Origin of the sequence: Paenibacillus sp. MER 99-2 (assembly GCF_023714095.1) — a bacterium.
Lineage (GTDB): Bacteria > Bacillota > Bacilli > Paenibacillales > Paenibacillaceae > Paenibacillus.
Window position 1 is genome coordinate 1,379,274 of sequence record NZ_JAMAUZ010000001.1, and the last position, 26,621, is coordinate 1,405,894.

Annotated in this window: 19 protein-coding genes; 16 read left to right on the plus strand and 3 right to left on the minus strand. The window is 45.8% G+C overall.

Annotation, left to right across the window (positions count from 1 at the left end):
- Positions 1-7: 7 nt before the first annotated feature.
- Positions 8-895 carry a helix-turn-helix domain-containing protein gene (locus M3636_RS06270; RefSeq protein WP_251381581.1) on the minus strand — a complete coding sequence of 296 codons (888 nt, stop codon included), beginning with the start codon at positions 893-895 and terminating at the stop codon, positions 8-10.
- Positions 896-1,098: 203 nt separating this feature from the next.
- On the opposite strand from M3636_RS06270, the gene M3636_RS06275 reads away from it, so the two are divergent.
- The 5 genes from M3636_RS06275 to M3636_RS06295 all read left to right on the plus strand — a co-directional run bounded on the left by M3636_RS06275 (position 1,099) and on the right by M3636_RS06295 (position 9,434).
- On the plus strand, positions 1,099-2,616 hold the full coding sequence (locus tag M3636_RS06275) for a glycoside hydrolase family 43 protein (protein ID WP_251381583.1): 1,518 nt from the start codon (positions 1,099-1,101) through the stop codon (positions 2,614-2,616).
- Between the two features lie 61 nt (positions 2,617-2,677).
- Positions 2,678-4,210, plus strand: a complete 1,533-nt coding sequence (locus M3636_RS06280) for a glycoside hydrolase family 43 protein (protein ID WP_251381585.1) — start codon at positions 2,678-2,680, stop codon at positions 4,208-4,210.
- Between the two features lie 149 nt (positions 4,211-4,359).
- On the plus strand, positions 4,360-6,024 hold the full coding sequence (locus tag M3636_RS06285) for an extracellular solute-binding protein (protein ID WP_251381586.1): 1,665 nt from the start codon (positions 4,360-4,362) through the stop codon (positions 6,022-6,024).
- A gap of 24 nt (positions 6,025-6,048) precedes the next feature.
- On the plus strand, positions 6,049-7,815 hold the full coding sequence (locus M3636_RS06290) for a sensor histidine kinase (RefSeq protein WP_353056268.1): 1,767 nt from the start codon (positions 6,049-6,051) through the stop codon (positions 7,813-7,815).
- Entirely contained in the window at positions 7,800-9,434 is a 1,635-nt protein-coding gene (locus M3636_RS06295; RefSeq protein ID WP_251381588.1) for a helix-turn-helix domain-containing protein, read from the plus strand. The genes M3636_RS06290 and M3636_RS06295 overlap by 16 nt, the downstream gene beginning before the upstream one ends.
- Before the next feature lie 160 nt (positions 9,435-9,594).
- On the opposite strand, the gene M3636_RS06300 is transcribed toward M3636_RS06295, so the two are convergent.
- Positions 9,595-10,359: a helix-turn-helix domain-containing protein gene (locus tag M3636_RS06300; RefSeq protein WP_251381589.1), complete on the minus strand. Its 765-nt coding sequence runs from the start codon at positions 10,357-10,359 to the stop codon at positions 9,595-9,597.
- A gap of 273 nt (positions 10,360-10,632) precedes the next feature.
- On the opposite strand from M3636_RS06300, the gene M3636_RS06305 reads away from it, so the two are divergent.
- The 10 genes from M3636_RS06305 to M3636_RS06350 all read left to right on the plus strand — a co-directional run bounded on the left by M3636_RS06305 (position 10,633) and on the right by M3636_RS06350 (position 23,837).
- On the plus strand, positions 10,633-11,994 hold the full coding sequence (locus tag M3636_RS06305; protein ID WP_128101834.1) for an extracellular solute-binding protein: 1,362 nt from the start codon (positions 10,633-10,635) through the stop codon (positions 11,992-11,994).
- Positions 11,995-12,103: 109 nt separating this feature from the next.
- A complete protein-coding gene (locus tag M3636_RS06310) occupies positions 12,104-15,001 on the plus strand; it encodes an extracellular solute-binding protein (RefSeq protein ID WP_145407512.1) in 2,898 nt (965 codons plus the stop codon).
- 58 nt (positions 15,002-15,059) lie between these two features.
- Positions 15,060-15,977: a carbohydrate ABC transporter permease gene (locus M3636_RS06315; RefSeq protein ID WP_440131349.1), complete on the plus strand. Its 918-nt coding sequence runs from the start codon at positions 15,060-15,062 to the stop codon at positions 15,975-15,977.
- A 2-nt stretch (positions 15,978-15,979) separates the two neighbouring features.
- Positions 15,980-16,855 carry a carbohydrate ABC transporter permease gene (locus M3636_RS06320; RefSeq protein WP_145407513.1) on the plus strand — a complete coding sequence of 292 codons (876 nt, stop codon included), beginning with the start codon at positions 15,980-15,982 and terminating at the stop codon, positions 16,853-16,855.
- Positions 16,856-16,870: 15 nt separating this feature from the next.
- Positions 16,871-18,334, plus strand: a complete 1,464-nt coding sequence (locus tag M3636_RS06325; protein ID WP_251381590.1) for a hypothetical protein — start codon at positions 16,871-16,873, stop codon at positions 18,332-18,334.
- The gene (locus M3636_RS06330) at positions 18,318-18,953 is read left to right on the plus strand and encodes a YIP1 family protein (RefSeq protein WP_128101837.1); all 636 of its coding nucleotides are present in this window, start codon (positions 18,318-18,320) and stop codon (positions 18,951-18,953) included. The genes M3636_RS06325 and M3636_RS06330 overlap by 17 nt, the downstream gene beginning before the upstream one ends.
- A gap of 16 nt (positions 18,954-18,969) precedes the next feature.
- The gene (locus M3636_RS06335) at positions 18,970-21,540 is read left to right on the plus strand and encodes a DUF5696 domain-containing protein (protein WP_251381591.1); all 2,571 of its coding nucleotides are present in this window, start codon (positions 18,970-18,972) and stop codon (positions 21,538-21,540) included.
- Positions 21,541-21,593: 53 nt separating this feature from the next.
- The gene (locus M3636_RS06340) at positions 21,594-22,439 is read left to right on the plus strand and encodes a carbohydrate ABC transporter permease (protein ID WP_145407515.1); all 846 of its coding nucleotides are present in this window, start codon (positions 21,594-21,596) and stop codon (positions 22,437-22,439) included.
- Positions 22,440-22,456: 17 nt separating this feature from the next.
- The gene (locus M3636_RS06345) at positions 22,457-23,401 is read left to right on the plus strand and encodes a carbohydrate ABC transporter permease (RefSeq protein ID WP_251381592.1); all 945 of its coding nucleotides are present in this window, start codon (positions 22,457-22,459) and stop codon (positions 23,399-23,401) included.
- Between the two features lie 34 nt (positions 23,402-23,435).
- Positions 23,436-23,837: a hypothetical protein gene (locus tag M3636_RS06350; protein WP_251381594.1), complete on the plus strand. Its 402-nt coding sequence runs from the start codon at positions 23,436-23,438 to the stop codon at positions 23,835-23,837.
- A 115-nt stretch (positions 23,838-23,952) separates the two neighbouring features.
- Here the strand turns inward: M3636_RS06350 and M3636_RS06355 are convergent, their stop codons facing one another.
- Positions 23,953-25,095, minus strand: a complete 1,143-nt coding sequence (locus tag M3636_RS06355; protein WP_145407517.1) for a family 8 glycosyl hydrolase — start codon at positions 25,093-25,095, stop codon at positions 23,953-23,955.
- Positions 25,096-25,328: 233 nt separating this feature from the next.
- On the opposite strand from M3636_RS06355, the gene M3636_RS06360 reads away from it, so the two are divergent.
- Entirely contained in the window at positions 25,329-26,612 is a 1,284-nt protein-coding gene (locus tag M3636_RS06360) for an SGNH/GDSL hydrolase family protein (protein WP_251381596.1), read from the plus strand.
- The last annotated feature ends 9 nt before the right edge of the window (positions 26,613-26,621 follow it).

Genomic DNA, 26,621 nt, shown 5'->3' on the forward strand with positions numbered 1-26,621 from the left:
TAGCCATTTACGAATTGGGTGAAGAACTTACAGCAGACTTGAACGTATCCCGTCGTTTCCTAATATATTTGCCTGGTGAGATGCCAACCAATTTGGTGAAACTCCGAATAAAATTGGCGTAATCACTAAAGCCCGATTGAAAGCAAGCATCCGTAATGCTCATCCCTTCAGAGAGGTGGAATTTGGCAAGCTCAATACGCCGACCTAGGATGTAGGAACGGAGGGTTAGTCCGGTATGCTTTTTAAATTGGCGACTGATCGAAGTGCTGTTCATATAAAACTCTTCGGCAAGTTTACCTAGCGTAATGTCTTGCGTGATATGCTCTTCAATATACTCCATGGTGTTACGTACCAGCTCTGGCATGATGTCGTGAGGTACAAAAGAATTGTTGTGAAACCATACATTCAGCATAATTAGTAATTGGGCGATGGCTGCATTCAGTTTGATATCCGTACCATAAGCATCGGAAGCACGTAATTCTTCAATTTGTTCTGTCCATTGTAACAACTGCTGCAGACGATCTTCGTCCAGATGAATCATGTTTCCTTTTCCCTTGGGTCGATAATCGAAGCAGGATGACAAATTAGTTGAAGCTGTAGATAGCTGGTGCAGATAGGTTTTCTTAAGGTTAATCGTAATACGATCATACTCTGTCTCATCCAATATAAAAGCACGATGCATCTCTTGAGGTGACATAACGAGCAGATCACCCCGCTCCATATGGTAACAGCGATTTTCTATATAGAAATGAACATTGCCACGAAGGAAGAGATAGATCTCATAGGCATTATGCCGATGATAGATCGTTTCCAGTTTATAAGTTGTCACCCGGTGCTGATACAGAAGCTCAGGCTGAATGGGATCGTAAAAATATTCAGAGGATGATCCGTTCATAGCGTACCTCCCGTCATCTCGCGCAATAAATAGAGCAGATTAAGCAATGAAATTGTACTCAGCTTACCTTAAAATGTAATCATCCTATCACGAAGCTGTTTTTATTGCAAACGCTTTCTAATAAAATGATTCAAAACCTGATGTATATCGCATGACCTAGAGCAACCAACCATGATCAAACGATCCGAGGGGGAATGAATGAAATGAATCATCATGTTACTCCACATGCTGGCAATCAGAATGAAGGCACGGATGAACGGGCTCAACCTCAATTGCAACCAAAGGAAATCGGCAAGCTTCGTCCGAATGCTAATCCGTTGATGGCACATAAATTTGGAGCTGATCCATATGCACTGGTGTTCAATAATCGAGTGTATCTATATATGACCAGCGACAAGCTCGAATATGACTCGGAGGGGATACCTCAGAAGAACAGTTATAGTTCAATTAACCGAATTACGGTTATCTCTTCGGATGACTTGATCAACTGGACTGATCATGGTGAGATCAGGGTTGCTGGCCCCGAAGGCGCAGCAACATGGGCTTCGCAGTCTTGGGCTCCGGCGGCTGCTCATCGGAAGCTAGATGGGCAAGATTGTTTCTTCCTTTATTTTGCCAACAATGCCAGTGGCATAGGCGTTTTGTCTGCTCCAACACCTGTAGGACCTTGGATAGACCCTATAGGGAAAGCACTGGTGACAAGAGAAACCCCGGGCGTAGAAGATGTCACTTGGTTATTCGATCCCGCTGTGCTGGTTGATGAAGATCATCAGGCATATCTTTATTTTGGAGGCGGAGTGCATGAAGGGAAATCTGAAAGACCTGACACCGCCCGTGTTATGCGATTGGGAGATGACATGATCACCGTAACTGGCAAAGCTAAAGTCATTCCTGCACCTTTTATGTTCGAGGATTCAGGGATACATAAGCATCAACATCTCTATTACTATACGTACTGCTCTAATTTCCATGAGGTTACTCGTGCCGAGGGTGATCCACCACCTGGTGAAATTGCCTATATGACGAGTGCTCAGCCCATGGGGCCATGGACGTATCAAGGCACAATTCTTCAAAATCCAGGTCATTTCTTCGGTATTGGTGGCAACAATCATCATGCTATTTTTCAATTAGCCGATCAGTGGTTCATTGCTTACCATGCCCAGACTCTCTGTCAGGCGATGGATATTCCAGAGGGTTACCGCTCCACACATATCAATCGAATCGAATACGAAGAAACAACAGGTAGAATAAAGGAAATTCAGGCGGATTATCAAGGTGTAAGTCAGCTTCACTCTTTTGATCCATATCAAGCCGTTAGTGGAGCAACAATTGGCTGGAGCGCAGGAGTGAGCACGCTGCAATTAACTAGTGCCGAACATGGGCTAGCTTCAGCATCTGATGTGGTTGTAAGTAGGCTGCATGAGGGGAGCTGGATTGCGATCTCGAATGTGAATTTTGGGGAAGAGGGTGCGTCTGGGTTTGCAGCATTGATCTCTAACCAAGGAGATGCAGTTACGCTTGAACTACGACTTGGTCGTGAAGACGGGACAAGGGTTGGAGAGATTGCCATTCCGGCAGCGAGTGAAGCTTTTCAATGGAAAGAGCAGTCAACCACGATTACCGGTGCGCAAGGTATTCATGATCTATATATCGTCCTTCGAGCATCTTCAGAGCATTCGAGTGCTGTTTTGTTGCAAGAATGGAAGTTCGAGAGACTATAACAGGAATAGAATGTAACCTGCGTTCATATAGGCAGGAACCAAGATGAGGTGAATGGGAAGCATGTATTCAAATCCAATTATTTGGGCTGATTACCCGGATGTTGATGTTATCCGGGTAGAAGATACGTATTATATGGTCAGCACAACCATGCATATGATGCCGGGTTGCGTTATTCTGCGTTCGTATGATCTGATTCAATGGGAAGTAGCGACGTATGTGTACGACAAGCTGGATAACACCCCTGCCCAACGACTAGAGAATGGGCAACAGATTTATGGTAAGGGCATGTGGGCAGCGTCTCTGCGGCATCATCAAGGCATGTTCTATGTTATCTTTGTTGCTAATGATACACGTAAGACGTATTTGTACACATCACAAACGATATCTGGCCCGTGGAAGAAGCAAATTATAGAAGGATTCTATCATGATTGCTCCCTATTTTTTGATGAAGATGAACGAGTCTATCTGGTGCATGGCAATGCTGAGATTCAGTTGACCGAGTTAAGTGCAGACCTGTCCGGGCCAAAGCCCGGCGGTGTACAGCGGATCATTGTGAAAGACAAACAACCGTACTACCTTGGTTATGAAGGTGCCCATTTCTACAAAATTCAGGGGAAGTATTACGTTTTCCTCATTCATATGACCAAGGCAGCAGGTCGGAGGACACAGGCATTTTATATGGCTGACACCTTGGATGGTGAGTTTGTTGGCGGGGAAGTGTTTAACGATGACATGGGATATTTCAATTCAGGTGTAGCTCAAGGAGGCATTGTGGATACTCCGAATGGAGACTGGTATGCCATGTTATTTCAGGATCATGGAGCAGTTGGAAGAATCCCTGTACTGGTTCCTCTACAATTCAAGCAAGGTATCCCAGTATTTGCGTCTGAAGCCCCCAAATCCATCGATATTGCGAGCACCAGGCCGGGATATACCTATAGACCTCTTGTTGGGAGTGACGGCTTTGAGTACACTGCTCAGGAAGATGGCAAGGTGCTCCTTCAGGATTTTTGGCAGTGGAATCATACACCGCACGACGAGCTCTGGTCAGTCACAGAAGCGCCGGGCGTGTATCGAATCCGAACGGGTCAGCTTAGTCCGAATCTGACCTTTGCCGTAAATACACTAACGCAGCGTTCGGTTGGGCCGGCTTGTGAAGCAACGGTTACGCTGGATGGCAGTGGTTTAAACGATGGAGATTATGCAGGTTTATGTTTCTTGATTGGCACGTATGGTCTAATTGCACTGACGAAGAATGAAGGTCAGTATTACCTTGTTATGCAGGCGAGAGAGAGCGAGGATTCGAGCATATTTGGTAATCTGGTTGATGAGCAGCCAGCAACAGAGCATGCACGCATTCCTATCGATGGACCGGTGATTACTCTCCAGGCAACAGGGAATTTTGTAGATAACCAGGATGAATGTTCTTTTGGTTACTGGGATGGTACAGCGTGGAAGAGTCTCGGTATCACTCACCGAATGTTCTATAAGCTGGATCATTTCATGGGGTGTCGTATCGGGCTGTTTCTGTACTCCACGGAACGGATTGGAGGCATAGCTGACTTTTCAAATTTCAATTATCATATCAAGTGATCTATATCATGTAGGACGCCAACGCATAAAAGTCGCCAAATGGCGGCTTTTTCGTTACTCAGACTCTACTCGTTGTTGTACAATGATGGAGATTCCAAATAATAGAAAAATGAATATGTTCATTCCAATCGAACTGGGGGCATGTCGTCGTGAATAAAAGATGGCTGTACAGATCAAGGTGGACCTTTATCATCGTTCTTGCTGTGTGTATTCCCGCTAACCATACACAAGGGAATTCTGGGCAATTGCATTCCTCGTCTGATGGACAGCAGCAACAACCTTCAACGGTGCTAGGGAAGTATGATCCACCCATTAAAGTCTCTTTTGTAAGAGAAACCGGGGAAGACCTGCAGCGGATGATTGATCAGTTGCCTGATGAAACCCTTACGAACAATCGCTGGACCCGCTTATATGAACAAGAACTTGGCATCCAGATCCACTATGATTGGATTGCTACTGGTGATGTATATCATCAAAAAATGGGAGTATCTCTTGCGGCAGGTCGTTTCCCCGATGTAGTCAAAGTGAATCCATATCAGCTCAGGCAACTAAGCAACGCTGGAATGATTGAAGATCTGACCGAAGTATACCGTACACACGCTTCTCCATTAACGAAAAAAATATTGGAAGCGGAAGGAAAGGGAGCATTCAATGCTGCTACAATTGATGGCAATCTCATGGCTATTCCAGAATCTTCTTCTTCGATTGAAACAGCACAATATCTATGGATCAGAACGGATTGGTTGAAGAGGTTAGGTCTACAGCCACCTGAAACGATGGAAGATGTACTTCAAATATCGAAAGCGTTTACAGAGCGAGATCCTAACGGAAATGGTATGAAGGATACGTATGGGCTAGCGTTGACTAGCTATCTGTGGGATCCCGTGATGGGCGCTACCGGATTCATGGCGGGGTACGGAGCTTACCCAAGTATATGGATCAGAGATGAGAATGGCGACCTTACGTATGGCGGCATACAACCTGAAGTGAGAACAGCGCTGGAGGTATTGCAGAAGTTGTATCTTGAAGGTCAGCTTGATCCGGACTTTTCTTACAAAAACGGCAGCAAGGAGTTCCGATTAATTCAGGATGGGAAGATCGGCATGCTTTATGGTGAACAATGGACTCCATTTATGCTACAGACTACTCGTGATACAGACCCCAATGTACAGTGGCAGGCTTACCCTATTGTGGCTGAGGCTAATCGTGACCTTTTGGTTCCGCTTCGTTCCAACACAGGTCAGTACTTTGCAGTAAAGAAAGGCTTTGCTTACCCAGAGGTTGTCGTAAAACTTATGAACCTGCATCTGGATAAAAATTGGGGAGAAGAAGCCGAATATGAAACGTACTACAATGACGATTCGCACGCTGTATGGATGTTATCCCCGGTAACACCTTTTCCCGGAACCAAAAATCTGGACGCTTATCGCCAGATCCGTGACGCCAGAGAGACCGGAGATTTCTCAAACCTGGAGAACGAAGCGCTTGCGATCCATAAACGAATTGTTGCCTATGAATCAGAAGGTTTGAAGAGTGGATGGGGATGGAAACAAACGTATGGTCCGACAGGTGCCTTTAGTATTGCAGATACCTATGATCAGAATGGACAGCTGCTATATGACGAATTCACCGGCGGTATAACCGACACGATGATTGATCGGCAAACCATTCTTCGAGATTTGCAACTCGAGGCATATATGAATATTATTCTTGGCTCCCCCATAGAAGAGTTTGATCAATTCGTTCAGAATTGGCGCAGGCTGGGTGGGGATGAAATTACATCGGAGGTGAATGCGTGGTTCGAAAAGAGGTAATTCCTTCAACCTGCAAGTCAGGAGGTGAACGCGTTGTTGAAGATACCTGCCAAGTCGTGGCATAACAGTATTTTTGCACGATTAATTATGACGTATCTGATCTTTGTACTGCCGCTGATTTTTCTAGGCGTGTATTTGTACCACTGGAGCTACGATACAGCAAGCGAGGAAATCTCCCTGTCTACGGATAGGCGATTGAGTCAATATGCAACAGAGTTGAACAGGGAGATTGAGTGGATGGAATTGCAACAGTTTGATATCGCAGAGGATCGTAAACTGAATCGTCTTGCGATTCTGTGGGAGATGATGGAGCAAGTCGACAGACGTGAAATATTAGGTTACTTGACTGAACGTCTGGCTGCTTTCAAAAACAGCAGTTCGTTTATTAAGAACGTTCATGTACATATCCCAATAGTCAACATGAGCATTTCAGCTACACAAGGCATTGATGAATTGGATCAGGACTCATTTGATTTTTTTCGTTCGACATTACAAGGGGAGGACTCTCGATTCACTGTAAAAGATGATACCTTGAACCTAAGTGCCGTGCGGTTAACTGGAAAACGAGATGAGCTACCTCTATTCGTAATCCAGGTCGAGTTGGATACGTCGCAATTGCAGCAAGAATTATCAGAGCTTAATCTCTACCCAGAGAGTGCCACGCTGTTAATGGAGAATAGAACAGGGCACGCCATCATGGATCAGCATCAGCGAAACGTCATTCTTGCCAGTTACCGTGAGTACAGTCAGAAGAATCTGCAGGGTCACTTTCGCATGAAAGTGGACGGCATTATGTACCATGTGAATCAGCTTCACATCGATAAGTTGGGGTTGTCCGTGGCTACGTATCTGCCTGAGAAAATCGTAACCAAACCTCTTAGCAGATTCAATCAGTGGGCCTGGATTTTTGCAATTACATCCTTTATTGCCATTGCAGCTTTTCTGTACTCCAGCTATAGGTTGATACACATCCCCTTGCTGTTATTGGTCAAGAGGTTCAAGAAAATGGAGGGAGGTGTGCTCAATATTCCGATCATTCACCATCGCACAGATGAATTCGGATTTTTGTACGGCCGCTTCAACCACATGATTGAAAATCTACAACAGCTGATTGACCGTGATTTCAAAAAAACAATGATGATGCAGCGTGCTGAATTGAAGCAGCTCCAGTCCCAGATTAATCCTCACTTTCTATACAATAGCTTCTTCATTCTGAACTCACTTGCCAGAACAGGAGAAACAGAGCGAATTGAGCAGTTTACGAATATGCTTGGTGAATACTTTCGCTTCATCACCCGGAACGGAACTGATTATGTACCATTAAAAGAAGAGGTGGAGCATTCCCGAATATATACCGATATTCAGCAATTACGATTCTCTAGACGAATTAAGGTGGAATTCGGGCAGGTGCCTTCTATCATGGAACATATCCAGGTACCCAGACTGATTATCCAACCAATTATTGAGAACGCTTACGAGCATAGTCTTGAGAAAAATACAAGTATAGGGCTCTTACGCGTTCAGTTTCATATGGAAGCTACGTATGCCGAGATCATCATGGAGGACAATGGCAGTGAGTTGCAACATAAAGATATCATGCTGCTTCAAGCACGAATTCGCAACAAGGCCGGTGTGGATGAAGTGACCGGATTAACGAATATTCACAGACGTCTGGTTCTGACGTATGGGGAAGGAAGCGGTCTTTTTCTATCCCGCAGCGAGTTGCAGGGCTTGAAAGTTACAATTCGAATCCAATGGGAAGAGGGGAAGAAGGAATGTATCGACTTCTGATTGTGGATGATGAGGAGATCATTACAGACAGTCTGTATGAAACATTTTCTAGACATATGCCAGATCAACTTGACGTGTGCAAAGCCTACTCGGCCATGGAAGCATTGAACTGGATGCGGCGGACTAGAATGGATATGGTACTGACGGACATCCGTATGCCAGGCATGAGCGGGCTGGAACTCACAGAAGAAATTCAGACTCAGTGGCCGCAATGTCGCATTATTTTTCTTACAGGACACAGCGATTTTGATTATGCGTACAGAGCGCTACAAATGCCGAATGTGCGTTATTTACTCAAAACGGAAGGCTACGACAAGGTGTTAACTATGGTTGAACAGGTGATGGAAGAGATCAGTCAGAGTCACCACATGCTCGAAGTGCTGGAACAGTCGCGTGAAATCCAATTTCGGCTGGACGCGTTCCAACAGGAACAGTATGTACGCCAATTGCTCCAAGACTGTAACTCTGCTCCAATCTCTCGATCTGAAATGTCTGAGATGCAAACTGAACTGACTAAGAGAAACATCGAATTGCAGGCGGATGCCCCTGTACATCTGGTGCTTGGTCGATTCAACACACCGCTAGATGCTGGAATAGATCTTAGACATGTTCAGGATTCCATCCGTATTATTGGCTCTTCATTATTGAGTGAACAATCAACGCTAGTGACCGCTGCGGATCATCACGGTGATGTCATCTGGCTACTCCAGCCAAAAAGAGAGAAGAGTTACGAACACAACCAGTTTACTAGCTATATTGAGGGTACTTTGGAGCTTGTACAGGCAGCTTGCCTTGCTTCTCTTGACATGTCTATCGCGTTTACATTAAGTGGGCGAGCATGCGCTTGGTCACAGATTCCAAGACAATATGAACGGCTAAGATTGCTGCAGTGGATGAAGATTGGCGATGGGGTATCGATGGTGTTGACCGATAATTACGAAGGTTTTGCTGCTGGGGCTGTGAAAGACCCGGTTCGAATCTCAAGCCGTATAGACGTCATGTCAGGATATTTGGAAACTGGACGATATCAATCCTTTTATGACATATTTGAAGAGCTTGTGGGTGAACTAATGCTGCAAGAAATGACGATGGAACGAGCGATGGAGACCTACTATCATCTAGCGCTGATGTTATACTCAACGTGCAATCGGTGGGGGCTTCAACAGGGTACTACTGATCAGCGAAGCTTGCTGCAACTCGGCGATTATGCTTGCATAAAAGATGCTGTGCAATCGCTATATCGCACTGCGGACGAATTGGTTCATTTCAAGAGATCAACTGAGGAAGAACGCACAAACCTGGTAATCCAGACGTTAGGCCGTTATATCAAGGACAACTTAGAGAAGGACCTCTCTCTCGTGAGATTGGCAGAACTGAATCATTTTAACCCATCCTATCTGTCCAGACTTTTCAAACAGGAGATGGGGATCAACTTGTCAGAGTACATCGACGAGTGCCGTATCCGTAAAGCGAAGCAGTTATTGCATAACACGGATCTTATGGTACGTGAGGTGGCGCTACAGGTTGGTTATGAATCAGCGCATTCCTTTACCCGCCTCTTCAAGAAGCTGACGGGCATGACACCCCAGGAATACCGCGAATCACTGTTGGTGCGCTAAATGTGATAATGAGTAACAGCTATACCAATGATTAATCATGATAAGCGGGATATAGAATACCTACGAGTCGCTGGCTGAGAAGAGAACCGGTGTCTCGTAGGTAGAGGAATGCCAATATATTTACTTCAATTATGTGCATATAGATCCTGATAATCCATGCCTAAGCGGTGTGGATTTTTTGTCGTCGATACGCATTGGGGCTTGATCCCGTACAAGCCTTGAACTTTTTGTAAAACCAGTCGATATCCTTATAACCTACACCAACAGCAATCTCGTATATTCGCAGATTCGTGGATAGGAGAAGCTGTTTCGCTTTTTCCATCCGCTGCTGCAGCATGTAGTCATTGAAGGACATCTTCTCTTCAAGCTTAAATTTCTGTCCGAGATACGCACAGTTAAAATGCAGCATATCGGATATTTTTTTTAGTGTGATCTCATCACCCAGATGATCTCTTACATACGCTTTGACAATTCGAATCACATGACTAGAGTCCATCGCCTTACCATTAATTTGAATAGGTGGTGTGAGGGCTGCTGTTTTCTTCGTAGATGATGGTTCCAGCTTCGTGCGTAGTTCATGCAGACTACTAAGCAGAGCGGAGGGACTGACAGGAGAAGGCAAGTAATCATTCACCTGATATGTTAACGCCTTGCGTACAAGCTTGAAGTGATCCCTTCCACCTATTAGCAGGATAGGGATTTCGCTTATTTTGCGAATGTGATGACATAGCCACAGCCCAGCGGTATCACACTGCTCTGTATGTATGACAACGACAGTAAAGTCCTGTTTAGATATAGCGGTCAAAGCAGCTGCTGAGTCAAAGACGTAATCCGCAATCTTATAGTCTGATTTGTTGTGTTGTAACAGGTGTTGAAGCTCTCTGCACAAACGACGACTATAATCCACAAGTAATATGTTGTACATAAAGCAAGACCTCACCTTCTCCTGAATTTTCAACCGATAGTTCCACTGAAATAAGGCGTACTTTCATTATGAGAACAAAAGAAAGCGCATACAATGTCCATATTTTTGCAGATGGTGCATTTCTTTACCATTTGAAGGTGTAACGCTTCGTTATTGGCTAGAAAGTCAGGTGTTCTATAGTTCATCGGGGTAAATACCTGCATTTTGGCAGGTTGTTTGCGCTTTCATATGAGCGATACACTTTGAGAGCAAACGACATTAGGGGGGAAGAGGATGAGAAAAAACAAGTTTATGTTATTGAGTTTGGTATGTGCACTGATGTTATTGATTGCAGCATGTAGTTCCGCACCTACAGCTCAGCCCGAGCCGGAAACACCAGCACCGCAAGAGCAAGAGGAGCAAGCAACGACCGAAACAGAGGCAAAAAATGAATTGTCCACACCAGAGATGGATTTTGATATGGGAGGAAGAACGATCAAAGTGGTTGCCTGGTGGGATATGGAAATTACAGATAGCAACCCGGACAATATTCAGCGAATGGAGAATCTGGAAGCATTGAAGAAAAAGCATAACTTTGAGATCGAATACGTCTCGATTGATTTTGGAGAATACCAGGAGAAAGTGGTCGCTTCTCTGATGGCGGGTGAACCGCTGGGTGATCTGGTGAGGTTAGGCAAAAACTATGCGATTCCAGCGTTGACCAAACAAGATCTGTTGTGGCCGGTGGATGATTACATCAAAAACGACAAGGTATTCAATCAGAAAACGACCAAGGAATATATGCAATACGAAGGAAAGGGTTATGGATTTACGGAAGATAAGTCTTCGTTCATCAATGGAATATTCTATAACCGTACATTAATGCAGGAGCTCGGCTTGAAGCCGCTACAGGAATATGTCGATGCTGACGAGTGGAACTGGGATACGTTCATTAGTGTTGCGAAGCAGGCGAATCAAGACCGCAATAACGACGGTAAGCTGGATACGTGGGGGTTAGCACAGACGGGTCTGCTTGAACCGATCCTCTACTCGAACGAAGCGTCTTTGACAAAAGAGGATAAACAGAACCTGGAAGATCCGAAAACCAAAGAAGCATTGAACTTCCTGTCTAAGCTTGCGACAGAGAAGGTTGGCAGAGCGACGGAAGGCGGCGATTGGACGGAGCCAGCTACGTTTTTCCGTCAAGGCAATACGTTGATGTATTCCGGTGCGATGTACGAGGTTAGTGGCATTATGACAGACATGCAGGATTACGACATCGGCTTTGTGCCATTTCCGAAAGGGCCGAGCGCTTCAGCATATCATTCCGGTGAATCACGTTACCAAGCACTAACGATTCCTAAAGCGGTGGAGAATCCCGAGCAACTAATGTATATCTGGGAAAAAATCAATGAAATTGATTCGGTCTATGATTATCCAGAACAATCTTCGTTAGAAACTAATCTGGCAGATGAAGCCGACATCAACAATGCCAGAACGGTAGCAGAGGGCATGTTAGTGCTTGATCATAATACGTTCCCTTCCCTGCCTTTCTGGGATTTCGACGCTGAGCTGAAGGAAGGCGTATCGGTATCGACCCTGATCGAGAAATACAAAGCACCATTTCAAGCTGCAATTGATGAGGTATACCAATAAACTACACTATTAAAATCCCAGGTAGATCGCCTCTAGGACGCGGTCTGCCTGGATTAGCTCATCATGTCGTTGTTGCTTACGCATACAGGAAAGGGGGATACATTCGAACATGCGGTCACGAAAGAAAAAGGCACTGATCCTTGTGCTCGTTGTGGCTCTGGTGTTCTCCATATGGACCTTATATCCATCGCGGGATCGGAGTCCGGGAATAGTGCATGCGCTTGAGGATTATGAGGCGATATCGGGTACCGAGGATTCAGGCAGCTATGAATATTACCTGACTACCCATTCGAATGCAGCCAAACCTTTACAAACCGTGCGAATTGAAGGCGAAGCTTATGCCCAGACCGATGGTGACGGGTTTGAGGTCGTGCAGGGTTATGCCGGATTGGATGGGAGTGCTGTAATTACGCCGGAAACGGGAAGTATTCGGTGGGATGTTCCTGTGCAGGTGAGTGGGCTGTACCACCTTCGTATTCACTATTATCCCGTTACAGGCAAAAGTTCAGGCATAGAACGGAGACTGGAGCTGAACGGGGAGGTTCCGTTCCGGGGAGCAGACGTCCTTTTATTCGACAGAGTATGGGGCAATCGTGAAGATAGCATTCGCAGGGACGATCGCGGCAATGACCTCAGACCAAGACAAGTCGAACAGCCTGAATGGCAGCTTGCTGCGTTCAAAGATAGTGCAGGCTACTTCGAGGAACCATTTCAGTTTTATTTGGAAAAAGGAAACCAACAGTTATCGCTCACCTCGCTGAGAGAGAGTATGGCGATTGATTACATTGAGTTGTACCAGGAAGAGGACATTCCTTCCTATGCAGACGTAGAGAAGGTCTATGCCTCGCGCGGTCTGACAGAAGCAAGCTCATTGATGCTGAAGGTCCAAGGAGAACAGGCCGTGAGTAAGTCATCCCCTACGCTTGCACCAATATCGGATCGTTCGAGCCCTTCGCTGGAGCCCTACGACGTATCCAAAATTCGAGTCAATGCCATTGGCGGCATCAATTGGAAGTTGCCTGGCGAATGGATCGAGTGGGAGGTCGAGGTGCCTGAAGATGGGCTATACCAGATCGCGTTAAAGGTGAAGCAGGATCAACTGCGCGGTGTCTATGCCACCCGTAGTCTGACCATTAACGGCCAAGTTCCATTTAAGGAGATGAAGCGTCTTCGATTTAACTACAGTCCAGCCTGGCAAACTCAGGTATTGGGAAGTAGTGATGAGAAGCCCTATCTGTTCCATCTCGAAAAAGGCACGCATCGACTGCGAATGACGGTAACACTTGGGGATATTGCGCCGCTCCTTCGTACTGTGGAATCCAGTGTGCTTGAACTGAATGAGATGTACCGCAAAATATTGATGATTACCTCCAAAACACCTGATCCGCTAAGGGATTATCAATTGGAACGCCGCATCCCAGAGATGACAGAGGTCTTTGAGCGGCAGGCGAATACACTTCGTTCTGTAGCAGATTATCTGGAACAGGCAACAGGAGAGCAGAGCGACAAAGTTGCTATCTTGCATGCGATGGTCGTTCAGCTAGAGGATATGGCGGCTAGACCGGAGACGATACCCAAACGTCTGGATACGTTCAAAATTAATGTAGGTGGACTCGGCACGTGGATTTTGTCAGTCCGAGAACAACCAATTACATTGGATTACTTGGTTGTGTCTTCGCCAGATGAGACATTGCCAGAAGCAGAAGCGACCGTATTTCAGCAAGTGAAGCACGAGATGGGTGCTTACGTCGCATCCTACACGGAGGATTACGACAGTATCGGTAATGTGGAACAGAAGAAGGACTCCATTACCGTATGGATTACGACCGGACGAGATCAGGCTCAAGTGTTAAAAGGATTGATTGACGATTCATTTACACCAGATACCGATGTCTCCGTACAATTGCGTCTTGTGCCGCCTAACATCTTGCTACCTGCGACACTTGCTGGCGAAGGACCTGATGTGGCTATGCAGATGGGTGAAGATATTCCCGTAAACTATGCGATGCGGAATGCGGCAGCCGATCTGAGCACGTTCTCCGACTTTGAAGAAATTGCTGATCGGTTCCGTGCAAGTGGATTAACGCCTTACCGATACAACGATGGCGTCTATGCACTTCCGGAGCAGCAGCAATTTCCAATGTTATTTTACCGAAAAGATGTTCTCAGTGAGCTGGAGTTAGAACCGCCCAAAACGTGGCAGGACGTGTACAACGCGATCGCTGTATTACAGAAGCATAACATGGAGTTTTATCTGCCTATTGAGGATACGCTGAATAACGCCAATCTGGTGCCGAATGCAACCTTTGCTATGCTCCTGTATCAGAATGATGGCACCTTCTATGCCGAGGATCAGAAGAAGAGTGCGCTGGATTCGGAAATTTCGATGGATGCGTTCAAGCGTTGGACGCAATTTTATACCAATTACAAATTCCCGCTGAAAGCTGATTTTCCGAACCGCTTCCGTACTGGAGAGATGCCAATTGGTATTGCTGATTACACCACGTATAACATGTTGACGGTCATGGCGCCGGAGATACGTAACCTTTGGGACTTCACAATTGTTCCGGGTACAGAGCTTCCGGATGGTTCGATTCGACATGAAGTAGCTAGCTCGACCAGTGCCGTGATGATGCTTGAAAATGCCAACAACAAAGAAGCCGCATGGAAGTTTATGAAATGGTGGACGGATGAGCAGACACAGATTGAATACGGCAGAGAAATGGAAGGTCTGATGGGCGCGGCTGCTCGTTATCCAACAGCCAATATGGAGGCTCTGGAGCAATTACCTTGGCCTGTGAAGGATTATCAAAACCTGGAGAAGCAATGGGAGTGGGTACAGGGCATTCCGCAAGTTCCGGGAGGATATTTTACCGGTCGACATCTAGATAATGCCTTCCGTAAGGTTGTTAACGCCAATGAGAATCCACGTGAAGCCTTGTCCGATTATGTATTGTATATCGATGATGAGATTGAATTGAAACGTAAGGAATTTAATCTGAAATAGAGGAAAGGGAGGGTAACGGTTGCAAGCCAAAACAACCAAGACAGCCGCCGCTCCTGCCATCCAAGCGCGCCACGTCGGCTGGTGGACCCTGCTTAAACGGGATCTATATCTCAGCAGGCACTATTATATTTTGATGGCACCGTTCATGTTGATCTTTTTTATGTTTACGGTCATTCCGGTCGGTATTTCGCTCGGCTTAAGCTTTTTTCACTTCAATATGTTGGAGTTGCCGCGATTTATCGGTTGGCAGAATTACTCACGCCTTTTCTTAAATGACGACGTATTTCTGATCGCACTCAAAAACACGCTGCTTTTTGCTGTTATCACGGGTCCAGTTAGTTATATTGCATGCTTTTTATTTGCCTGGATCATTAATGAGCTGTCACCCAAAATTCGGGCAGTGATGACGCTGGTATTCTATGCACCTTCGATATCGGGCAATGTCTTCTTCATCTGGCTGATTATCTTCTCTGGTGACAGTTATGGGTATATGAACGGATTTTTGATGCGGCTTGGCATCATACTGGAGCCGGTTCAATGGCTGTCTAATGAGAAATACGTGTTAGCCATCGTCATCATTGTACAGCTGTGGCTTAGTCTAGGTACTAGCTTTCTAGCCTTTATTGCAGGGCTTCAGACCATCGATCGTTCTCTAGTAGAAGCTGGCACTGTGGACGGTATTAAGAACCGGTGGCAGGAACTCTGGTTTATTACATTGCCTTCGATGAGACCACAGTTAATGTTTGGGGCAGTCATGCAGATTACCGCTTCGTTCGCAGTAGCAGAGATCTCCATTGCATTAGCAGGTTTCCCAAGTGTGAACTATGCTGCGCATACCGTTGTCACTCATTTGATGGACTTTGGTACGATTCGCTTCGAGATGGGATACGCCTCGGCAATCGCTACCGTCTTGTTTGCACTGATGCTGGGGACGAACGTTCTAACGCAAAAAATGCTGAGAAAGATAGGTGAATGACAATGACCAGCAAGGTACGGGCTGCCTTTGGTATGCCAAAGAAACTCAATCGGTCATTTACCGTCAGCTTGATGTTATTCGCACTGCTTGCTCTGTTCGGGTCATTTATGGTACTTCCGCTCATCTATGCCGTGAACAATGCCTTCAAGCCACTGGATGAGTTATTTATTTTCCCACCTCGCTTCTGGGTGAATAATCCGACAACGGAGAACTTTGCAGATCTAATTAATCTTATGGGCAACTCATGGGTACCGTTATCCAGGTACATTGCTAATACACTGCTTATTACGCTGGTCGGAACTGCAGGGCATATCCTCCTGGCTTCTGCAGCAGCTTATCCGCTAGCCAAATATCGTTTTCCTGGCTCCAAAGTGTTGTTCACCATCGTCATCTTGTCACTGATGTTCTCACCACATGTCACTGCAATTCCCAACTACATGGTGATGTCATGGCTTGGCTGGATTAACACACACACGTCCATTATTGTGCCTTCACTTGCATTCTCACTGGGATTGTTCCTGATGAAACAGTTCATGGAGCAGATTCCCGATGCGTTGCTCGAGGCAGCCAAAATCGACGGAGCCAATGAATATCGAATTTTCTGGAGCATCGTAATGCCCAATGTGAAGCCTGCTTGGCTTACACTTATGATTTTGCAGTTTCCTGCACTATGGGGAACCGATGGCGGAAGCTTCATTTATAGTGAGAATCTCAAAACGCTTCATTATGCACTCAGTCAGATTGTTCAAGGGGGGATTGCGAGGGCAGGGGTCGGTGCTGCTGTCGCCCTGCTGCTCATGATTGTACCGATCACCTTGTTCATCATCTCCCAGAGCAGTGTTATGCAGACGATGGCCACTTCTGGCATGAAGGACTAGAAAGGAGGCAGCTAGGTGCAAGCAAGCACAAGGAAGAAACGAAAATGGATCATCATAGGCATGGTCTGCCTCCTGCTGTTCGGGCATGGGGCACCTCTAGTCAACGCAGACGGAACGTCAGACGCATATCATTATTCCTATTGGGGCGAAGCGGTTCCTGCTCCAGCCGCATATGAAGCAACGGCAATCATTACGGGCAGGAAGCTGAACACGGATGCGTTCAAAGAACCGAGCGACCTGCATGTTACAGCCGATCAGCGGGTCTTCCTGCTGGATTCGGGCAACGGACGGATCATTGAGATGGATCGTAACTTCAAGCTCGTTAGGGTGATCGATTCATTTGAACGGGAAGGGCAGACAGACCATTTTAATAACCCTCAAGGGCTATACGTCACGGATAAAGGGCATTTGCTAGTGGCGGATTCAGATAATCAACGTGTGATACATCTAGATGAACAGGGGCAACTGGTCAAAATTGTAGCTGAACCGCAATCAGATCTGTTACGAGCAGACTTTCAATTTAAGCCTATACGGGTTGTCATGGACAAAGGGGAACGCATTTACGTCATGGCTGAAGGTGTCTTTGACGGATTCATGGAGTTTAACGCAGATGGCACGTTCTCCTCATTTATCGGAGCTAATCGGGTTCAGGTTGACCCGGTAGAGTATCTGTGGAAACGATTTGCAACTCGTGAGCAGCGGAGTCAGATGGTCATGTTCACGCCAACCGAGTTCACGAATCTGGATATGGATGAAGAGGGATTCATCTATGCTACAAGTGGAGATCGTGGCAAGGATCCAATTAAGAAGCTGAATGCCCAAGGAACGGATATCTTGCGCAGAGAAGGCTACCAGCCACCACAAGGAGATATGATGTACACCACTGAGACAGGGCCATCGCGACTGATTGATGTTGATGTGGGAGACAGTGACATGTACTCCGTGCTAGATGCGAATACAGGGAGAGTCTTCACCTACAATGGTGACGGTTATCTGCTCCATATTTTTGGTGGCATTGGTAATCGTCAAGGACAATTTAATACACCTGTTGCACTTGAGCGTGCTGGGGAGAGGATCCTTGTACTGGACAAAGCACTCGGTGAAATCACTGTCTTTCAAACGACCGAGTATGGGCGTACATTACACGATGCGGTACGCAGTTATTATAACGGTGACGAAGATCATTCGTCGTTGCTGTTTGCCAAAGCTGCCGAGATGAACGCCAATCTGGAATACGCCTATGCCGGCATCGGTAAAGCTCTGCTCCGCCAGAAGGAATATGCAGATTCTGCACAATACTTCAAGCGTAGCATGGAGCGTCTTGGTTATTCCAAAGCGTTTCTGTTGTTCCGCAAAGAGCTGATGCGTGAGCATTTCTCATGGATGATGTCCGGACTATTGTTAGCGGTAGGTTCGCTTGTCACCGTCATGATCGTTCGTAGGCAGAAAAGGAGGACAACGAATGCTGGCGTCAAGTAAGCAATTATACCAATATCCGCTGCATCTCATTTTTCATCCGTTTGACGGGTATTGGGAACTGAAATATGAGCGGAATCAGAAAATGACACTGCTGATTGCAGGTGTGATCATGCTGCTTTTGATTATGACTAAGATTTTGCATGCACAGTACAGTGGTTTTCTAATCAATTTTAACAATCCGAAACGTCTAAACAGTCTGCTTGAAATGGTATATGTCATCGTTCCAGTGCTGTTCTGGTGCGTTGCGAACTGGTCCTTAACGACACTGATGGATGGGGAAGGCAAGTTCTCCGAAATTTTTATGTCTACATGCTTCGCCTTGGTACCATTATTGTTGATTCACTTTCCATGGATCTGGCTGAGTCTTGTCATCTCTGTACAGGAAACCGCCTTTTATTATTTCTCTAATGCGATTGCTATTGTCTGGACGGTGTACCTGTTATTCGTTGGCAATATGACGGTTCACCAGTATACGCCAGCCAAAACGATACTCACCATGTTCCTAACACTTGTAGCTATGGCATTCATGGCATTTTTGTGCCTGTTATTCTTCAGTCTCGTACAGCAGATCGTATCTTTTGCAGTGACTATCTATCAGGAATTAGTACTTCGGGGCTAAGGGAGGGGAACATGCAATGAAATACGCCGTAGTCAAAAAAATAACTGGAATGCTGCTCATAAGCAGCCTACTTCTCAGCGGTTGTCAGTTCTCTCCCTCACCATTAACCCAAGTGAGTGCGAATGCCGTTGATCAGGCTGATCTACCTTCCCTGCCTCCCGGAGAAAAACTAAAATCCTCCTTTCGTGATGATCGTCTACAAGGCATGCTCGGGATTGCCCAAAATGAAGCGTTACAACTGTTCATTCATGAGGAGACTGCCGAAATAGCAGTTATTCATAGGGAAAGTGGGCAAATCTGGCGCAGCAATCCGACAGATCGAGAGCAGGATGCGATTGCAGCAGGGATTAACAAAGATCTTTTATCGTCGCAAACCAGGCTCAGCTTCTTTAACAGTCTTGGTCAGAGCAGTACTGTGAACTCTTATACCGATAGTGTCAGACATAAGCAGATCAGCTATGAAGCATTGCCAAATGGTGTACGGGTTCACTATCAGTTTGGGAGTACCGAGCGTTCGATCGAAGACTTGCCAGTCAAGATTAGCAAAGAACGTTTCGAGCAAGACTTACTCGCTCAGCTCGACAAGGTTGGGGAACGAGCCCTGAAGATTGGTTATGCAGAAGACAAGGACGAGGGCGTCTATGTTCGAAATGATAAAGCGCTGCAAGGGTTGCAGTTATCCCGAGCCTTGAAAGCTTTTGATGAAGCCGGATACACGGAAGAGGATCTGGTGCAAGACCATGCGGAACATGGCATCGAGCAGGAACGAAGTGGGCCACGACTCTTCATGCTTACGATGGAATATGAGCTGGACGGACAGGATCTGTTGGTACGGGTACCTTCCTCGGGCATTCATTTTCCAGAGGAATATCCAATTAACAGCCTATCTGTGCTGGAGTATTTCGGTGCAGGCAGTACAAGTGAAGAGGGCTCTATGTTGGTTCCCGACGGCTCAGGAGCGTTGATTCATTTTAACAATGGGAAGACGCTATACCCTGCCTATCAGCAGGATATATATGGGCCGGATCTCACGATGAAACTGCGGGAAGCGAGTTCTAATGAAGCCAAAGCAAGATTGCCGGTCTTTGGATTAATTCGGACAGAGGGGGCATTTCTAGGCATTATTGAGGAAGGGGATGCCGTTGCTGTTGTCAACGCGGATATCAGTGGCAAGCTGAATAGCTACAACAACGTATATCCAAGTTTCTACGTGGTAAACAAGAGCGATATTACACTACAGGCGAGTGATATGGTACGAACACTTCCGAAATTCCAGGAGAAGCCGACGGTATCTGACTTTGTCGTTCGTTATGCTTTTGTAGGTGCAGAAGAGGCTAGTTATTCGGGTCTTGCCTCCGTGTATCGAAGTTACTTGCAACGAACTGGCGGGTTGCCCGAGCAACAAGCTAGCAAGGAACAGGACAGCATCCCTTTTTATCTCAAACTATTCGGAGGTATAACAACAAGACAGCATATGCTGGGCATTCCTTACGATTCTACACAGGCGTTAACCACTTTCGACGAAGCAGAGAAGATACTCTCTACATTAATGGAGAAGGATGTTGCTAATATTCAAGTTCGTTATGCAGGATGGCTTAACGGTGGAATTCATCACCGAATACCGGATTCAATTCAAGTCGACGGAGCCATCGGCGGGCAAAAAGCAATGCGTGAATTCAGTACGTTTGCTCGCGATGCCGGCATTGGATTTTATCCAGATGTGGCGGTATTAAACGTGCATTCCAAAGGTGGATTCAAGCCATCCAGAGAGGCGTCCCGCACGCTAACCCAGCAACCGGCGGTGCACTATCCGATGAATCGTGCAATCCAACGTCCCAACCGGGATCGATCGCCTTCATACATTCTCTCTCCGAATCTACTGGGCAATGTGACGGATAAAATGCTCGGTTCGCTTAAACCGCTTGAAACGGAGGGGCTTTCCCTGTCAGATCTGGCAGAACAATTGAATAGTGACATGAATCCGAAGAAGCTGATGGATCGAACTGAGGTGCTGGGCAAGGTAACTACAGCACTTGAACAGATCAAGCAGCAGGCTGGTTCCGTGGTTGCTCAGGGAGGGAATGCTTATGCACTTCCTTATGTCACAGGTCTGACAGATGCTCCCATGACCAGTAGTCGATTCAAGCTGGAGGATGAAGAGATTCCGTTCTTTCAGCTTGTCATGCACGGAAGTATCAGCTATACCGGTTCGCCTTATAATCTATCGACATATACGAACGCTAGACAGTATGTGCTGAAGTTGATTGAATATGGAGCGAGTCCATATTTTGCTTGGTTCAATGCGCCCAATCATGTGGTGAAAGAGACTGATTTTGATCATCTCTATGCGGCGAATTATGAGCAATGGATCGACCTGGCAGCAGAAATGTACAGAGAGGTTAATCAGGCAAACCTGCCGTTTATAGGTCGTTCGATGATCGCGCATCACCCCGTCTCAGAAGGTGTATTTCAGACAACGTATGAGGGCGGCGGATTCGTCATCGTGAATTATAACGACTTTCCTGTGGAAGTTGAGAATCATATTGTGGAAGCTCAAAGTTATGTGACTGGTGGTGAGCAGCTCTGAAGACGCTCCTGAAGTGGAAATGGGGAAGTCGTACGTATGCTCAGCAGAAAGCCATGTGGGGCATGATTTACGTGCTTCCCTGGCTTGTTGGATTTGTATTGTTTTTCTTCGTTCCGTTGCTGGCTTCCCTAAGGTACAGCCTGAGTACAATTCAGGCGAATGCAGAAGGGATCGCAATTCAATTCACTGGGTTCGCCAACTATATTCAGGCATTGACCGTGAATACGAGCTTCAACCGGGCACTCATCGAATCGGTAACAGATGTACTTGTGAACGTGCCGCTTATTGTCATCTTTAGTTTGTTCCTTGCGGTTATCCTGAACCAGAAATTCAGAGGTAGAGCAGTAGCACGTTCGATTTTCTTTTTGCCCGTTATTCTTGCATCAGGCGTAATCATGACACTGGAGAGCACAAGTCTGATTGATGCGGTTAATCAAAGTAGTACAGGTGGAAGCTCGCTGGGGACTTTCGAATTGGAGAACCTTATGCTTGATGCTGGAGTGAGTGAATGGGTTGTCACCTATTTAAGCAGCGCCGTAGATCGAATCTATCAGATTGTTAGTCAATCTGGTGTACAGATTTTGATCTTTCTTGCTGGTATTCAGACGATCTCTCCTCAACTCTATGAGGCGTCTAAGATGGAAGGTGCGACCGGATACGAGGCGTTCTGGAAGATCACGTTTCCGATGGTGAGTCCGCTTATTTTCGTTAATGCAATCTATACGATCATTGATTCGTTTGCCAATAACGCCATGACAAAACTAATCCGGGATACTGGCTTCGTTAAATTTGATTTTGGTCTAAGCTCTGCTATGGCATGGGTCTACTTCTTAGCGATTGCGATTATTCTGGTCATCGTATCTATTATTTTCTCGAAACGTGTCTTCTATCAAGATTAGAAAGGAGGAGGTTCAGTGTGACGACTTCACGATTATTATCATTAGAACATTGGAAGGGCTGGCTGTGGTCTATCATCCGTTTTGTTCTAATTACCGGACTCTCTTTTGTCATCCTCTTTCCTATATTTCAGAAAGTTTCAACGTCCATTAAGGATAAGGGAGATCTGTATTCAGCAGTCGTTGTGTGGATTCCCCAGAACTTCTCCGTGGACAATTTCAAGGAAGCAATTCGCGTCATGGATTACTGGGTAACGCTGTTTAATACATTTGCGTTATCTGCTACAACGACGCTACTAACGACAGCTTCATGCGCACTTGCTGGTTACGGGTTCGCCCGATTGAAATTCAAAGGCAGTAACTGGTTGTTTGCTGGCGTAATTCTGACGATTCTTGTTCCACCAACAACGATTCTGATTCCGGTCTATCTTAATCTAAAAAGCTTTGATCTGATGGGTCTTATAACGCTTATCACAGGCAAACCCATTAACCTGCTGAACACGTACTGGCCGTTCATTCTTACTGCCATTACGGCGAATTCACTCAAAGCGGGGTTGTATATTTTCATCTTTCGCCAGTTCTTCAGGGGAATCCCGAAAGAGGTGGAAGAGGCAGCATATGTGGATGGTGCAGGGATTGGCCGAACATTCACCAGAATTATGCTACCTAATGCCATCCCTTCGATGGTAACTGTGATGCTGTTCTCCTTTGTTTGGCAGTGGAACGATAGCTTCTACACGACCACATATCTGACATCCAGCAAGGTGATGTCAACCCAGTTGTCGTCTCTTCCATACAATCTGGCTCAGCAAGTCAGCGACGGTGCTTCGAAGGCAGACCCTTTCTACCTAAGTATGATTCAAGATACAGGCGTTTTGCTGGCGATCCTGCCGTTGATTGTAATCTACCTGTTTGTTCAAAGATACTTCGTAGAGAGTGTGGAACGTACAGGAATTGTCGGCTAAACCAACTGTATGGTTGCGGGGATTATGCTATAATATGGGCAAAAAAAGAGGAGATGTCCTTATCTCTAGCCGACTAGCGATTTTGATTCTTTTTGCTTCTTTATTGGGTTTATGCGGCTGCACCACATCAGTTAATAATGAGCGATTAGTAGCCAAGTCAGAACATTGGATTGTTACAATTGATCTTGTTTATACCAAGGGTGAGTACGAAGAGGTTCCTTCCGTTCAATACATTGGAGAAGATCCAGTTGATGAACAGGTAGAGATTAATATTCTACACCCTAATAACAGTTCTACTAGTAACACACTTCATGTTTCTATTAAGCCGAATGAAGTCATTCAGTTGCCAACAAGAAGTAGTGTGGAAGACTGGAGAGATATCGAAAGTGTAATTGTAACTTGGGGTGGTGAAGAGGAGATTCTTATATTCGAATGACACAGTTTAGATGACATTCAAGAATTAGGATGAGTAAAAATTCAGAAGACGCATAAAACCCATTGGCTCCTAAAGAAACCAGAGGGTTTTATGCGTCTTCTGTTTACGATGTAAATTAATAAATCCGATATCTGCCGCTTAAGGCAAGCAGACTGAAGAAGTACAAACAATTGTCGTAGTAGCGGCGTTCTCCCTTGCGCAGAGGTGTGTTCCAGAATTGATGGACAAATGACTCTGCATGCGGGCCGTCTGCTGCCAGTGAAGCCATAGCGTTGGTAGCAAGCAAACCTATGGGGTGCAAGGAAGGTTCGTCAAAGGCTTCGCCTTCAATGGTATAACGACGATAATCGGATACGTCAATGTCGCTGAAGAAAGACTGAATCCGATTGGATTGTTCGACTTGCCAGTGATCCTTGCGGAACCATTCCCAGTCCAGCGCAACATTTGCTGCGACCCGATAAGCATCACTGTAAAAGTGCCTATAGTCACCGTGAGGCTGAATGGGAGCAGGTGAGCCATCATAATTGGCGTACTCTGGCGAAAGTCCTGTAACAGGGTGGCAGGCGGTATGCAGATATGCCCGACTTGCTGCCGCGGCCTCTTGCCAGAATGCCTGATCGCTCTCATCTGCGTAGATGGCGAACAGTTCATAGAAGTGGGGAAGATGATAAGATGGATCACTGAATGGCGCTTCGGGAACGAATTTAATGAGCCGAGTCTCTGGATCCCACATGGGATCACCCTCACCGTTCTCACCTTGATGAATGCAAGCACGGAGAATTTTTCGAGCTTGTTCTAGGTAATTGTAAGGAGCATCGCCATCTCCCCAGCGGTTAGAGGCGAACAACAAAGCCATGGCAAAGAACTCTTCACCATCAGGTGCAGGTCCTTGTGAGATCCGGGTTCCGTCAGGCTTACAGTGCCATGCAAAATAATCTTTATATCGTCCTTCGGTGTGCTGCATGTATGTGTAGGCATAGTTCCATAGACGATCAAATTCTTCTTTTTTGTTCATCTGTACAGCCATCATCATCCCGTAAGACATACCCTCAGAGCGTACATCGTGGTTACCTGTGTCAAGCAAAAAGCCTTTGTCCTCACCCATGGGGTAATAGATTCGTGTCTGCTCATCTCCATAAAACAGTTCGTCCCATGTCAACTCCAGTCGTGTGTTAATCTCTTGTTCGCTATATCCTAATTGTTGAAACTTATTGGTATACGTACCTGAATCATATGCACTCTGCCCTGTAATTTGCATGATTTACCTCCTCTAATGAATCCGTTTATCCTATTGTAACATCGGTTCGACTCTATAAATTAAAGCGTTTACATGAGAAATTATAGGTTTTCTTTATCACGTCTGTTAGACACCCAATCCAAATGATATATTGAGGCAAGTTCTATATTTTGTCAGGTTGTTGTTACAGAATGTGAGCGCTACACTCGGAGGGAAAGAGCTAGATGGGAACAGAAAGGACGTGATGATACAACATGTTAGACGATGAAAGAAATGTAGATGATAAACGAGAATATTCAGCAACACGTGATCCTGTAGGCGTTGTACAATCAGCGAATGAGACGCAGGTAGACTTTGAATCTCAGACATATCGTGAGTTGATCGAACGATCTCTTCTGAACAGAGGTAACAATGTTAGGTTGAAGCGAGCTATTGAGAAAGCTAGAACAGGTGACATGGTTAATATTGCTTACATTGGGGGTTCAATTACCCATGGTGCAGGTGCTATCCCCATCCATCTACGAAGCTATGCTTATCTTTCATATGAACATTTTAAAAATAGGTATGCTCCCTCAGACGGAGGTTCGATTAACCTGATCAAAGCCGGTGTAGGCGGGACACCTTCTGAGCTTGGAATCATTCGTTATGACCGGGATGTGCTTCGAGATGGTCAGGTTCAGCCGGACATTCTGATCATCGAGTTTGCCGTTAATGACGCGGATGACGAGACCAAGGGGAATTGTTATGAAAGCTTGGTGGTCAAAGCGCTTGCTGCTGATAACAAGCCAGCGGTGATCTTGCTTTTTAGCGTGTTCGAGAATGATTGGAATCTACAGGATCGACTGGCCCCAATCGGATGGCATTACGATCTGCCCATGGTAAGCATGAAGGACGCTCTGGTAGAGCAATTCCAGAAGAACCCAACCGAAGGCAACGTGATTACCAAAGAACAGTATTTCCATGATATATATCATCCGACAAACTTGGGACACCGGATCATGGCCGATACGCTTGTTCATCTGTTTGAGGTTACGGATCATTCTGTCCCCGATGAGGAAGAACAGACGCATGAGAAGGAACCGTTAATTGGAAATGATTTTGTAAATGTTAAACTGCTAGATAGAAAGAACGTTGATCAGATTGCACGAATTGAAATAGGCGCTTTCCAACATACGGATACAGATCTACAGATGGCGGAGATGCATGATCATGACTATGGCACGCCTTTATTTCCTAATAATTGGATGTACAACAAAACGGGCACGCAAGAGCGGAATCGTTTTACGTTATATTTGCGGTGCAAGCGTCTTATATTGATTTTCAAGGATTCCAGTAGTGATGAATTTGGTACCGCCAACATTAGAGTAGATGATGAACACATCATACAAGCCGATCCACACCAAGTGAATTGGACACATTGTCATGCGACGCTTCTAATTAATGAAACTGAAGTCAGTGAACACAAGATTGAGATTGAAATGGCAGAAGGTTATGAAGACAAGCGGTTTACCATTCTAGGTTTCGGATATGTCGATTAACAAAAGGCG

Excerpts from the sequence above, each read along its gene's own strand:
- M3636_RS06270 (WP_251381581.1), bottom strand. The coding sequence starts at position 895 with ATGAACGGATCATCCTCTGAATATTTTTACGATCCCATTCAGCCTGAG.
- M3636_RS06275 (WP_251381583.1), top strand. The coding sequence starts at position 1,099 with ATGAATCATCATGTTACTCCACATGCTGGCAATCAGAATGAAGGCACG.
- M3636_RS06280 (WP_251381585.1), top strand. The coding sequence starts at position 2,678 with ATGTATTCAAATCCAATTATTTGGGCTGATTACCCGGATGTTGATGTT.
- M3636_RS06295 (WP_251381588.1), top strand. The coding sequence starts at position 7,800 with ATGTATCGACTTCTGATTGTGGATGATGAGGAGATCATTACAGACAGT.
- M3636_RS06300 (WP_251381589.1), bottom strand. The coding sequence starts at position 10,359 with ATGTACAACATATTACTTGTGGATTATAGTCGTCGTTTGTGCAGAGAG.
- M3636_RS06305 (WP_128101834.1), top strand. The coding sequence starts at position 10,633 with ATGAGAAAAAACAAGTTTATGTTATTGAGTTTGGTATGTGCACTGATG.
- M3636_RS06310 (WP_145407512.1), top strand. The coding sequence starts at position 12,104 with ATGCGGTCACGAAAGAAAAAGGCACTGATCCTTGTGCTCGTTGTGGCT.
- M3636_RS06320 (WP_145407513.1), top strand. The coding sequence starts at position 15,980 with ATGACCAGCAAGGTACGGGCTGCCTTTGGTATGCCAAAGAAACTCAAT.
- M3636_RS06330 (WP_128101837.1), top strand. The coding sequence starts at position 18,318 with ATGCTGGCGTCAAGTAAGCAATTATACCAATATCCGCTGCATCTCATT.
- M3636_RS06335 (WP_251381591.1), top strand. The coding sequence starts at position 18,970 with ATGAAATACGCCGTAGTCAAAAAAATAACTGGAATGCTGCTCATAAGC.
- M3636_RS06340 (WP_145407515.1), top strand. The coding sequence starts at position 21,594 with ATGTGGGGCATGATTTACGTGCTTCCCTGGCTTGTTGGATTTGTATTG.
- M3636_RS06350 (WP_251381594.1), top strand. The coding sequence starts at position 23,436 with ATGGGCAAAAAAAGAGGAGATGTCCTTATCTCTAGCCGACTAGCGATT.
- M3636_RS06355 (WP_145407517.1), bottom strand. The coding sequence starts at position 25,095 with ATGCAAATTACAGGGCAGAGTGCATATGATTCAGGTACGTATACCAAT.
- M3636_RS06360 (WP_251381596.1), top strand. The coding sequence starts at position 25,329 with ATGTTAGACGATGAAAGAAATGTAGATGATAAACGAGAATATTCAGCA.